The following is a 9,731-nucleotide window of genomic DNA, read 5'->3' on the forward strand; positions in this document are numbered from 1 at the left end:
GCGTATAATCGTCGGCAGCGTCAGATGTGTATAAGAGACAGCCCCACCGCCGCGCGGGCCGCGCGCGGCAGCAGACCGGCCCCAGCCAGCAGGGCGGAGCCGGTCAGCAGATCGCGGCGGGTCAGCGGGAGAAAGGGCGGCACGGCGTCCTCACACGTAGCGGGCCAGGGCGTCGCGCAGGTCCGCCGGAACCGGGGTCGGGCGGTGGCTGTCCTTGTCGACGATGACGCAGACGGCCTCCTGCACGGCGATGCAGCGGTCGCCGTCGAAGATCGCCGCCCCCAGAACGACGGAGGTGTTGCCGACCTTCGCGACCCGCGCGCCGACGCGGATGTCCGCCGGGAACAGCAGCTCCGCCTTGTAGTCGATGACGCTGCGCGCCAGCACCACGGTCCAGGGGGACTCGCCGCGGAAACCGCCGCACTCATGGACCAGCGACACGCGAAGCTGCTCGAAATACACGCCGATGGCGTTGTTGTTGACGTGGCCGAGCGCGTCGAGGTCGGCGAAGCGCACATGCTCCGCGATCCAGAAACGGTAGAGGTCGGGGCGGGTCGGATCGGTCATGGTCGCCTGTCGAATGGTGGTTGGGGCCGAATGTGGCCGGTGGCGCGGGCCGGGGCAAGCCCGGGCATGACGGTCATTCCCCGCACCGTCCCGATTTGCCGCGCCAAGCCGGGCGGGCCGGTGTTATAGGAGTCGCACCATAACACCCGCAACGGACCGCAAGATGAGCAAGGACAGCACCAACCAGACGGCCGAGGCCCTCTTCGAGAAGGCCCTGTCGGTCGCCGAGAAGCATCTCGAGGCGGCGATCAAGGAAGGCGGGGTCCTGGGCCCCTACATCGCCGTCGCCATGATCGAGGCCGCCGTGAACACCGCCGTGGACGAGACCAGCCACGAGGACGTCATCGACATGCTGCGCGATCTGGCCGCCCAGATCGAAGCGGATGCGGACGAAAGCGAAGAATAAGGTCTGCCGCCGTCACGCGGGGTCCGGCTGCCGGCGCGCTTCGCGCCGGCGCAGGATTTCGTAGACGACGGCGCCCAGGATGGTCAGCGCGATCAGGATCAGCGACAGCGCGTTGACCGCGGGTGTCAGGCCCGTCCGCACCTTCGAGGCGATGTAGACCGTCAGCGTGGTGTCCAGCCCGCGGACGAACAGCGTCGTGTTGTAGTTCTCGAAGCTCTGCAGGAAGGCCAGGAAGGACGCCGACAGGATGGCCGGCGTCAGATAGGGCAGCGTGATCCGCCGGAACACCTGCCCGTGGGTGGCGCCCAGATCCAGCGCCGCCTCCTCCAGAGTCTGGTCGAACCGTTGCAGCCGCGCCAGGAACAGCAGCATCGCGTAGGCCGCGATGAAGCTGGACTGCGCCAGGATGGTCAGGAACAGGCCGCCGGTCACTCCGAACCACTCGCGCCAGAAGACCAGCGTGGAGATGCCGACGATCACTCCCGGCGTCAGCAGCGGCGACACCATCACGGCGTAGAGGAAGGTCCGCGCTCGGCTGTGCAGCCGGTCGAGCAGCAGCGCCGCCGCCAGCCCCAGCGGCACCGCCACCGCGATCACCCCCGCCCCGACCAGCAGGCTGGTCCCCAGCGCCTGCCACATGCGCTGGTCGGCCCACAGGGCGCCGAACCATTGCAGCGTGAAGCCCATCCAGGGGGTGACGGTCGGGAAGCGGCTGCTGTTGAAGGTCGCCGCCGCCATGATCCCCAGCGGCAGGAACAGATAGCCGAAGAACAGGACCAGATAGGCGCCGGTCAGCCAGCGGCGGAAGGTGGCAGCGGTCATTTCGCCCCCATCATTTCGCAATATCCGTGAGGCCGACGCGGAACAGCCGCATCATCAGCAGGATGAAGGAGACGCACAGGATCAGCAGGATGAAGGCGTAGGCCGCCCCCTGGTTCCAGTTCCCGCCCTCGAAGAACCAGTTGTAGATGACCTCGGTGAACCAGCGGCTCTGCGGTCCGCCCAGCAGGGCCGGCACGGCGTAGCTGCCCGCCGCCAGCATGAAGGTCATGATGCAGCCGACCGCGATGCCCGGCTTGGCGTGGGGGATGACGATGCGGCGGTGGATGCGCAGCCAGCCGGCCCCCAGATCGCGCGCCGCCTCGATCTGGTTGCGGTCCAGCGACTCCATGGCGTTCATGATCGGGAACACCATGAAGAGGATGTAGACGTAGACCATCCCGATGATCACCCCGGCGTCGCCGCCGAGCAGCCGCTGCGGCTCCGAATAGAGACCGAGCCCGACCAGCAGCGCGTTCAGCGGCCCGTTGAAGGCCAGGATGATGTACCAGGCGAAGGTGCGCAGCAGCTCGTTGATCCAGAAGGGAACGACGAGCATCAACACGAGCAGCGGCAGGCGCCGCCGCGGCGCCACCTGCGCCATGTAGAAGGCGACGGGGTAGCAGACCGCCAGCGTGACGGCGGTGACCAGGCTGCTTGCCCAGATCGTCTTGAGGAAGATCGCCAGATGGATCTGGTTGGTCCACAGCGTCGCGTAGTTGCGCAGCGTGTAGACGTCCTCCGGCCCACCGGCCTTGCTGGGCGGCAGCGACGGGCGGAAGGAGAAATCCACCATCAGCAATTGCGGCAGCACGACCAGCAGCAGCAGCCACGCGGCCACCGCCAGCAGGATCGCCACGGTCAGAACCGGACCGTACCGGCGCAGCACGCCGCCCATGACCACTCCCCCACCCGCTGAGATTCAGAGCCGAGATTCTTAGGATCGAAAGCCTCTCACGACCCCGGGCCGGAGCGCAAGCGAGGCTATGCTCCAGCAAATAACCACATTTTTATTGCCTTTTTTCGGTCCCCGGACTGTGCCCATAGTGGCGTCATGCATGCATGGCGGACATCCGGGGTGATGAGGGAAGCAACAGCGTGGGTCGCCGCGCTGGTGCTGGTCTTCCACGCCCTGGTCATGGCCACCCACGTCCCGGCGCCGCTGGCCAGGGTGCTGGCGGAGTCGGCGCAGCTCGCCATGGCCGGCTCGATCTGCCATTCCGGCGCCGCGCCCGACGCCTCCGCCGTGCAGCACTCCGACCATGGCCCCGTCCCGGACGGTACGCCGGGCCACGTCACCTATTGTCCGATCTGCCTGTCGCTGGGCGGCGGGTCCCTGTTGGGTCCGGTCCTGGCACCGGCCCCGCTGCCGCCGGCCGGGATCGTGCTGGCCGCCGTTCCGCTGCCCACGGACGACGAGGCCGGGGCCGGCCGCGTCCCGCGCGCCTTCTCCGCCAGGGCGCCTCCGGTGGGTGTCTGAACCGACACCCTCAGACAGACCCACACCGGAGAGTTCCCATGATCCGCAACACCCGCGGCGCCCTGCTGGCCGCCGCCGTCCTCGCTTGCCTGCCCGGTCTTCTTCCTGGTTCCGCCGCCCTCGCCCACACCACGCTGGAGACCAAGCAGGCCCCCGCCGCCAGCACCTACAAGGGCGTGCTGCGCGTCGGCCATGGCTGCGGCGCGTCCCCCACCGTGGCCCTGCGCGTGCAGATCCCGGAGGGAGTCATCGCGGTGAAGCCGATGCCCAAGCCCGGTTGGACCCTGACGACCAAGGAGGGCCAATACGCCAAGGCCTACGACTATTACGGCGAGTCGCTGAGCAAGGGCGTCACCGAGATCGCCTGGACCGGCGGCTCGCTGCCGGACGCCCATTACGACGAGTTCGTCTTCCGCGCCCGCCTGCCCGACGACGCCCCCGGCACCGTGGTCTATTTCCCCGTGGTGCAGGAGTGCGAGACGGGCGTGCACCGCTGGATCGAGATCCCGGAGCCGGGCAAGACCGACCACGACGTCAAGGAGCCGGCCCCCGGCGTCACCCTGACCGCCAAGCCGTAAGGGAAGGGACGATCGCATGCGCCGGCTGGTCGTGGGGTGGGTCGCCGCCCTGATGCTGCTGTCCCTGTCCGCGCCGGCCCTGGCGCATGCCGTGCTGGTCGAGAGCGCCCCGGAGGACGGGGCGCGGCTCGACAACCCGCCCGCCGAGGCCGTGCTGCGCTTCAACGAACCGGTTCGGCCGGTGTCGGTGACGCTGATCGGCCCCGGCGGGGTGACGCTTCCCCTGCCCGCCCCGGCCGCCGGGGACGGGGCGCTTCGCGTCGCGCTGCCCGGCGGGCTGGCGGTGGGGACCCACATCCTCAGCTACCGCGTCAGCTCGGCGGACGGTCACCCGGTCGCCGGATCGCTCCTGTTCGGGATCGGTGCGGAACCGGAACGACCTGTGGAGCTGGGGGGGGCGACACCGCCGGCCACGCTGCTGGCCGCCGCCGTGGTCCGGGCGCTCCATTACGGAAGCCTGCTCGCGGCGGTCGGCGGCGGGCTGTTCCTGGTGCTGGTGGCGGGGCGGTGGAGTCCGCTGAACCGCCGCCTGCGCCCCGGCCTGTGCCTGGGCGTCGGCGTCGCCGCCCTGGTGGCCGTGCTGAACGCCGGTCTGGCCGGCGCGGTGCTGGAAGGGGCGCCGCTGTCCGCCCTGGCCAGCGCCCCGCCTTGGATCGCCGGCCTGACCAGCACGGCGGGGCCGAGCGTCCTCCTGGCCCTGCTCAGCCTGATCGCCGCCGCGCTGGGGCTGGCGCTGGAGGAGCGTGGGACGGCGGGCAGCGTGCTGCTGGTCGCCGGGGCGGTTGGGGCGGCGCTGGCGCTGGCCGCCACCGGCCACGCCGCGACCGCGGAGCCGCGCTGGCTCAGCGTGCCGCTGGTCACCCTGCACGGTCTGGCGGTGGCCTTCTGGATCGGCAGCTTCTGGCCGCTGGCCGTGCTGCTGCGGACAGAACCGCCGGCCGAGTCGCTGCGGCTGGTTCGGCGCTTCTCCGCCATCGCGGTTCCGGCGGTGGCCGTCCTGCTGCTGGCCGGGGTGGGGCTGAGCGCGTTGCAACTCGGCGACCCGCGCACCATCCTGACCACCGCCTACGGCCAGATCTGGACCGGCAAGATTGTCTGCGCGCTGGCCCTGCTGGCGCTGGCCGCCGTCAACCGCTGGCGGTTGACACCGCGGCTGGAGGTCATGGGCGGACAGGCCGCAGCCCGGCTGCGCGCCAGCGTCCACACCGAAATGGTGGTGGCGGCGCTGGTCGTGCTGTTCACCGCCGGGCTGGGCACCACCCCGCCGCCGCGCACCCAGGCCCTGCCGGTCTTCGCCGAGAAGCCGGCGGGCTTCAGCACCGCGGTCGTGGCCCGCGGGCGCACGGCCATCGTCACGGTGACCCCGGCGGCGCCGGGAGCGAACCGCGTCGAGATGCGCCTGACGGGACCGGGCGGCGCGCCCCTCGACGCGCTGGAGGTGTCGGCGGAGCTGGCCCTGCCCGCCGCCGGGATCGAGGGCATCACCCGCCCCCTGCCCAAGGTGGCGCCCGGGGTCTATGCGGCGGACGGGGTGACGCTGCCGGTGGCCGGGGCCTGGGCGGTGCGGCTCGACGCGCTGGTCAGCGACTTCGAAAAGGTGCCCTTCCGCGCGGTTGTCCCGGTGGGCCGCTGAACGGCTTTACGCCGGCGTGTCAGGCAGCACCACGGCGTCCTCCGCCCGGAAGGCGATCCGGGCGGGGTCGCCGGGGGTCAGCGGCGGCTCGTCGCCGAGATGCGGGACCTGGACGGTGATGCCGCCTTCCAGGAAGGCGTTGATGAAGGCGCCCTCGAAATCCCGGTGGGTGACCCGCGCCTCCAGCGCGTTCTCCGCCCCCGCCCCCGCCGCCATACGCTCCGGCCGGACGAACAGGGTGGCGCGGTCGCCGGGGGCGAGGCGGCGCGGGTTGCGCCCGATCAGCCGGCCGTGGGGCGTGTCCAGAGCGGCCAACCCGTCGGCCGACTCGGCGACAGTCCCGGAAAAGCGGTTGTTCTCCCCCACGAAGGAGGCGACGAAGGCGGTTTCCGGATGGTCGTAGATGGCCCGGCCGTCGCCCACCTGCTCCAGAACGCCCCTGGACATCACGCCGATCCGGTCGGACATGGTCAGCGCCTCGCCCTGGTCGTGGGTGATGTAGATGAAGGTCACGCCGGTCCGCTTCTGCAGGTCGCGCAGCTCGGCGCGCATGTGCTGGCGCAGCTTCAGGTCCAGCGCCGACAGCGGCTCGTCCAGCAGCAGGACGGCGGGTTCCACGGCCAGAGCGCGGGCGATGGCGATGCGCTGGCGCTGGCCGCCCGAGAGCTCCGTCACCTTCTTTTCCGCGGCGTCGGGCAGCGCCACGAGATCGAGCAGCTTGCGCACCCGCCCCTGCCGTTCCGCCAAGGGCACGCCGCGCACCTCCAGCCCGAAGCCGATGTTCTCCGCCACTGTCATCAGCGGGAACAAGGCGAGGTTCTGGAAGATCAGCGCGGTCGGGCGCTTGTTCGGGCCGATGCCGCGCATGTCACGGCCGCCGATGCGGATGGCGCCCTCCGTCGGCTCCATGAAGCCGGAGACCATGCGCAGGATGGTGGTCTTGCCGCAGCCCGACGGGCCGAGGAAGCTGAAGAATTCCCCCGCCCCGACCGTCAGCGACACGTCGCGGACGGCGGTGACGGAACCGAACCGCATGGTGACGGACTCGAGCTGGACGTCCTGACTCATAAGCACCTGATTGAAAATCAATCCCTTGTGGGACGATCACACGCCGCCATCCTTAACCCTCTCCCCTCCGGGGAGAGGGAGGCCCGAAGGGCCGGTGAGGGGGTTGCGCGTGGCGGTACGTCCGGCAAAAGCACATCCCCCTCACCCTAACCCTCTCCCCGGAGGGGAGAGGGGATATTGGGCGGAGAGGCGGGAGAGGGTCGCACTCACGCCGCCAGGAAGCGGTCCTGGTACTCATTGCGGATGGAGACGTACCAGGCCTCCTGGATCGGCCACCACCACAGCTTCTGCAGCGCGTCGCCCGGATAGGCGTCGGCGAAGAACTGCTTGTTCAGGTCGGACAGATGCGCCTCCGCCCCGACCGCCGTGCTGGAGATGCCGGAATGGTTGGTGTAGAGGGCGCCCGCCTCCGGCGTGTAGAACCAGTTGATCCAGGCGTAGGCCTGCTCCAGGTTCGCCGCCTTGGCCGGGATCGCGAAGCCCTCCATCCAGGCCAGCGCCCCTTCCTTCGGCGCCAGGAAGCGGATCGGCAGCCCCTCCTTGCGCAGGGCGACCGCGGACGAGTCCCAGGTCTGGCCGATGACGCAGCCGTTGGTGCGGAAGGCGCCCTGGGCCTCGTTCTCGTTCGACCAGAACTGGCCGATGGCCTTCTTGTTGGCGGCGGCGACCTGAAGGATCGCGTCGAAGTTGGCGCGCGCCTTCGCCTCGTCCTTGAACTGCTCGCGGATCGGGTGGGGCAGCTTGCCCTGGCCTTCCAGCCACAGGCCGATGCCGATCAGGCCGGAATGGCCGCGCACCGTCACCTTGCCGGCGTGCTCCGGCTTCCACAGGTCGCCGTAGCTGGCGGTGCCGTAGGTCAGCGGCGCCTTGGCCTGATCATAGGCGATGGCCTCGGTCCCCCAGTCGGCGGGGGCGAAGAAGCGCTTGCCGCCGACCACGCCGCCCATGGCGGCGGAGCCTTCGACCGCCGACTTCAGGCAGCCGTCCCACTTGACCTTCGACTCGTCCAGCGGCTGGACCAGCTCGAACTCCACATAGTTCGGCACGCGGTCCACCGTGGGGTGGATGATGTCGAAGCCGGCACCGCCGGTGGCCTTGAGCTGGTTCAGCAGCTCGTCGTTGGTGCCGTATTCGGTCAGGCTGGCCTTGATGCCGGTCTTCTTCTCGAAGTCGGCCAGCATGTCCGGGTTGATGTAGCCGGCCCAGGAGAAGATCTTGACGCTGCCCGACGCGGCGCGGCCCTCGCGCAGGATGAAGGGGCCGACCGAGGCGACACCCGCAACGGCGGCCGCACCCTGGAGCAGCAGGCGGCGGGTGAAGCCCTTGGCGGCGCGCTGCGTCTCGGCGCTGGAGCGCTGTTCCAGGCTGGTGGTTTCCGGAACCTTGGTCATGGCACCTGCTCTCCCCTTTTCTTATTGGCCCGAATTCATGCTGGCTGTGCCCATCGCGGGGCCGGCCGCGGAACCGGTCCTGCCGGACTCCGCCGCAGCGGCAACTGTGCCGCGATATCCGGGCGCCGTCCATGGCTCAAGCGGGAGTGGGCGCAAACTTCATCGACCTGTAACCGCCCGCTCAGCTCTCCAGCATGCGGCGGAGAAGCTCGACGTCCTCGGCAAAGGCAGGGTCGGTGGTGCGCAGTTCCTCAACCTTCTTCACCGCGTGCATCACGGTGGTGTGGTCGCGCCCGCCGAACTTGCGCCCGATCTCCGGCAGAGAGCGGGCGGTGAGCTGCTTGGCGAGGTACATGGCGACCTGCCGCGGGCGGGCCACGGCGCGGGCGCGGCGGGCCGAATGCATGTCGGCGACGCGGATGTTGAAATGCTCCGCCACCCGCTTCTGGATCTCGTCGATGGTGACGCGGCGGTCGTTGGCGCGCAGCAGGTCGTGCAGCACCTCCTGCGTCGATTCCAGCGAGATGGCCCGGCCGACCAGCTCGGCGTGCGCGACGATGCGGTTCAGCGCCCCTTCCAGCTCGCGCACGTTGGACGTGATCTTGTGGGCGAGGAACTCCAGCACCTTCAGCGGGATGGCCGCGTTCAGCGCATCCGCCTTTGCTTGCAGGATGCCCAGCCGCAGCTCGTAGGTGGTCGGGTGGATGTCCGCGACGAGGCCCCAGCCGAGGCGGGAGCGCAGCCGCTCTTCCATGCCTTCCAGGTCGGAAGGGCTCTTGTCGGCGGAGATGATGACCTGACGGTTCTGGTCCACCAGCGCGTTGAAGGTGTGGAAGAACTCCTCCTGGGTGCTGTCCTTGCCGCTGATGAACTGCACGTCGTCGATCATCAGCACGTCCACCGAGCGGAACTGCTGCTTGAAGGCCATGGTGTCCTTGAAGCGCAACGCCCGGATGAACTGGTACATGAACTTTTCCGCCGACAGGTAGATCACCTTGCGGTTCGGATCGTTCCGCCGGATCTGCCAGGCGATGGCGTGCATCAGGTGCGTCTTGCCGAGCCCGACCCCGCCGTAGAGGAACAGCGGGTTGAAGGTGACCGAGGTGGCGTCGGCGACGCGCCGGGCGGCGGCGTGGGCCAGCTCGTTCGGCTTGCCCACCACGAAATTCTCGAAGGTGAAGCGGGGGTCCAGCGGCGCGGAGATGTCGGTACGGTCCTCCAGCACCGAGGCGACCGCTGTGGGCGACTCGTCCGACGCGAAGGAGGGCGGCCCCGCCGAATAGGACGAGCCGATGTAGGAATTGGCACCGTAGGAAGCGGCCCCATAGGAAGCGGATTGGCCGAGCGCCGCGGCCCGCGGGGCGGGTGCCGGGGGAAGCGGGCCGCCGCCGGCGCCGTCCGCCGGAGCGGAGTCGCGCGACGGCTCGCCCGCGTCCCCATCCGACGTCAATTCCGGCATCAGCATGGACGGGGCGTTGGCCGAGGCGACCACGACGTCGATGGACAGGACGTCCGGATTCTCGCCGGCCCACAGGTTTCGGATGCGGTCGGCGTAGTGGGTCAGCACCCAGTCGCGCATGAAGCGGGTGGGCACGACGATGCGCACCTCCCCGCCGCGGATTCCGGCGAAGGAAAGCGGCTGCAGCCAGCTGCGGTAGGCGATCTCGCCCACCTCGTCCTTGAGGCGGCCCCGGATGCGGGCCCACTGCTGATCCAACGACGCGCCGACCGACATGCTTCCCCTACCCCTGTCTCTTATACACATCTGACGCTGCCGACGATTATACGC

General features: G+C 69.7%; 11 protein-coding genes. 4 read left to right on the plus strand and 7 right to left on the minus strand.

Annotation, left to right across the window (positions count from 1 at the left end; translation table 11 throughout):
* Positions 1–20 precede the first annotated feature (20 nt).
* Together Q4I23_RS26355 and Q4I23_RS26360 are read right to left on the minus strand one after the other, a co-directional pair.
* Positions 21–143 (minus strand): twin-arginine translocation signal domain-containing protein, encoded by a 123-nt coding sequence (locus Q4I23_RS26355; protein WP_498528175.1) that lies wholly within the window; start codon positions 141–143, stop codon positions 21–23.
* A 7-nt stretch (positions 144–150) separates the two neighbouring features.
* The gene (locus tag Q4I23_RS26360; RefSeq protein ID WP_454020197.1) at positions 151–567 is read right to left on the minus strand and encodes an acyl-CoA thioesterase; all 417 of its coding nucleotides are present in this window, start codon (positions 565–567) and stop codon (positions 151–153) included.
* Between the two features lie 163 nt (positions 568–730).
* Here Q4I23_RS26360 and Q4I23_RS26365 point away from each other — a divergent pair, with 163 nt between their 5' ends.
* Positions 731–973, plus strand: coding sequence for a hypothetical protein (locus Q4I23_RS26365; RefSeq protein WP_035670021.1), 243 nt, complete (start codon positions 731–733; stop codon positions 971–973).
* A gap of 12 nt (positions 974–985) precedes the next feature.
* On the opposite strand, the gene Q4I23_RS26370 is transcribed toward Q4I23_RS26365, so the two are convergent.
* Entirely contained in the window at positions 986–1,795 is an 810-nt protein-coding gene (locus Q4I23_RS26370; RefSeq protein ID WP_094301474.1) for an ABC transporter permease, read from the minus strand.
* Between the two features lie 10 nt (positions 1,796–1,805).
* Complete coding sequence (locus Q4I23_RS26375; protein WP_498528176.1) at positions 1,806–2,690, minus strand: ABC transporter permease; 885 nt, start codon at positions 2,688–2,690, stop codon at positions 1,806–1,808.
* A gap of 183 nt (positions 2,691–2,873) precedes the next feature.
* On the opposite strand from Q4I23_RS26375, the gene Q4I23_RS26380 reads away from it, so the two are divergent.
* From Q4I23_RS26380 to Q4I23_RS26390, 3 genes are read left to right on the plus strand one after another with little or no spacing between them, the layout of a single operon-like run.
* Positions 2,874–3,272 carry a DUF2946 family protein gene (locus Q4I23_RS26380; RefSeq protein WP_498528177.1) on the plus strand — a complete coding sequence of 133 codons (399 nt, stop codon included), beginning with the start codon at positions 2,874–2,876 and terminating at the stop codon, positions 3,270–3,272.
* Positions 3,273–3,310: 38 nt separating this feature from the next.
* Entirely contained in the window at positions 3,311–3,850 is a 540-nt protein-coding gene (locus Q4I23_RS26385; RefSeq protein ID WP_498528178.1) for a YcnI family copper-binding membrane protein, read from the plus strand.
* Positions 3,851–3,866: 16 nt separating this feature from the next.
* Positions 3,867–5,483, plus strand: coding sequence for a copper resistance CopC/CopD family protein (locus tag Q4I23_RS26390; protein WP_498528179.1), 1,617 nt, complete (start codon positions 3,867–3,869; stop codon positions 5,481–5,483).
* 6 nt (positions 5,484–5,489) lie between these two features.
* Here Q4I23_RS26390 and Q4I23_RS26395 read toward each other — a convergent pair whose 3' ends face one another.
* The 3 genes from Q4I23_RS26395 to dnaA all read right to left on the minus strand — a co-directional run bounded on the left by Q4I23_RS26395 (position 5,490) and on the right by dnaA (position 9,677).
* Positions 5,490–6,551 carry an ABC transporter ATP-binding protein gene (locus tag Q4I23_RS26395; protein WP_498528180.1) on the minus strand — a complete coding sequence of 354 codons (1,062 nt, stop codon included), beginning with the start codon at positions 6,549–6,551 and terminating at the stop codon, positions 5,490–5,492.
* Between the two features lie 206 nt (positions 6,552–6,757).
* Positions 6,758–7,942: an extracellular solute-binding protein gene (locus Q4I23_RS26400; RefSeq protein WP_498528181.1), complete on the minus strand. Its 1,185-nt coding sequence runs from the start codon at positions 7,940–7,942 to the stop codon at positions 6,758–6,760.
* Positions 7,943–8,123: 181 nt separating this feature from the next.
* Positions 8,124–9,677, minus strand: coding sequence for a chromosomal replication initiator protein DnaA (gene dnaA, locus Q4I23_RS26405; protein ID WP_454020204.1), 1,554 nt, complete (start codon positions 9,675–9,677; stop codon positions 8,124–8,126).
* Positions 9,678–9,731: the final 54 nt, after the last annotated feature.

The organism is Azospirillum sp. UFLA03-27 (assembly GCF_059803775.1).

Coding starts and splice junctions, on each gene's coding strand:
- Q4I23_RS26365 (WP_035670021.1), top strand. CDS start 731: ATGAGCAAGGACAGCACCAACCAGACGGCCGAGGCCCTCTTCGAGAAG.
- Q4I23_RS26390 (WP_498528179.1), top strand. CDS start 3,867: ATGCGCCGGCTGGTCGTGGGGTGGGTCGCCGCCCTGATGCTGCTGTCC.
- dnaA (WP_454020204.1), bottom strand. CDS start 9,677: ATGTCGGTCGGCGCGTCGTTGGATCAGCAGTGGGCCCGCATCCGGGGC.
- Q4I23_RS26400 (WP_498528181.1), bottom strand. CDS start 7,942: ATGACCAAGGTTCCGGAAACCACCAGCCTGGAACAGCGCTCCAGCGCC.
- Q4I23_RS26370 (WP_094301474.1), bottom strand. CDS start 1,795: ATGACCGCTGCCACCTTCCGCCGCTGGCTGACCGGCGCCTATCTGGTC.
- Q4I23_RS26385 (WP_498528178.1), top strand. CDS start 3,311: ATGATCCGCAACACCCGCGGCGCCCTGCTGGCCGCCGCCGTCCTCGCT.
- Q4I23_RS26380 (WP_498528177.1), top strand. CDS start 2,874: ATGAGGGAAGCAACAGCGTGGGTCGCCGCGCTGGTGCTGGTCTTCCAC.
- Q4I23_RS26395 (WP_498528180.1), bottom strand. CDS start 6,551: ATGAGTCAGGACGTCCAGCTCGAGTCCGTCACCATGCGGTTCGGTTCC.
- Q4I23_RS26375 (WP_498528176.1), bottom strand. CDS start 2,690: ATGGGCGGCGTGCTGCGCCGGTACGGTCCGGTTCTGACCGTGGCGATC.
- Q4I23_RS26360 (WP_454020197.1), bottom strand. CDS start 567: ATGACCGATCCGACCCGCCCCGACCTCTACCGTTTCTGGATCGCGGAG.